General features: G+C 74.6%; 1 protein-coding gene. It reads right to left on the bottom strand.

The window, feature by feature from the left end; all coding sequences use genetic code 11:
* A partial coding sequence (locus KN815_RS49130) for an ROK family transcriptional regulator (RefSeq protein WP_253209748.1) occupies positions 1 to 1104 on the bottom strand: 1104 nt, incomplete at its 3' end.
* Positions 1105 to 1219 lie beyond the last annotated feature (115 nt).

Consider the following 1219-nt stretch of genomic DNA (forward strand, 5'->3'; position numbering starts at 1 on the left):
CGCGCACACCGCGCCGTAGGCGTGCTCGCCCGGCGCCGCACGCAGACCCGCCCGGGCCGCGCGGGCCACCACCGCGGACATCGGCGCGCACTCGGGAACCATCAACGGGCCGCCCTCGGGAGTCACCTGGCCGAGCGCGTAGGCGGCGAGCTCGCCGAACTCGCCGACGTTGCCCGAAGCGCCCCGGAACACATCGCCGTTGAGGAACGCGCCGCTGCCCGCCCCCGCACCGAGATACAGATACACGAAGTCGGTGCCGCTCTCGCCCGCGCCGAGCCACTGCTCGCCGATGGCCGCGGCCGTCGCGTCCTTCTCCAGGAGCACCGGCCGACCCAGCATCCTGCCCAGCTCGGCGCGGAGCGGCACCTCGCCCCACGCCGCCCACAGCGGCGGATTGAGCAGCACGCCCTGCCGCGCGTCCAACGGGCCGGGCGCCGCGACACCGACCCCGAGCAGATTTCGCCCGAGCCGCCCCGCGGCAGCGAGTGTGTGCCGGGTCGTGCGCTCCATCCACTCCATGCAGGATTGAGGGTCGCCGCGCTGCGGCACCGCGAGTGTGTGACGCGACCGTACGGTGCCGCACAGATCGACCAGCACATGGGTGATCAACTCGGGATCCACGTGGATGCCGATCGCGCAGCCCGCCTCCGGACGCAGCCGCAGCGGCACCCGTGGCTTGCCGGTGCCGGTCGAGCGCCGCTCGTCGGCCCCGAGGATCCCGGAGGTGAGCAGGTCGCGGGTGATCCGGGAGACCGCCTGCGGAGTCAGCCCCGTGCGCTCGGCGATCTCGATCCGGCTGAGCGAACCCGCCACCCTGACCGACTCGATGACCAGCTTCTCGTCGAACGACCCCAACGCGGGCTGATCGAGGGCGCGGTGCACCGCACGCCGCTGCCCGGCCGCCGCCGCACGATCCGGGCGCAGCCACCAGACCGGAGCGCCGCCCGGTGTCCGGGACCACGCACGCGCCGTGTCCGACAGTGCGTCGAAGGCCACCCGCGCGGCCTGCGGCTGATGCGCCAGCTCGAGCTGGGCGATCAGGGAGACCGTGGCGGCCCAACCCATCGACGCGGGCGCCACATGCGTGCGAGTGTTCGCCGGCAACCCGGCAGGTCCCACCGCTCCACCCCAGGTGATGAGGTGGAGACGGTGTCCGGCCCAGCGGGCAAGCCGCCCCGCGGGCAGCGCCGGTGGTGCCGGACGGACGGCCGCGCCGGGC

The organism is Streptomyces niphimycinicus, assembly GCF_018883605.1.
Classification (GTDB): Bacteria; Actinomycetota; Actinomycetes; order Streptomycetales; family Streptomycetaceae; genus Streptomyces; species Streptomyces niphimycinicus.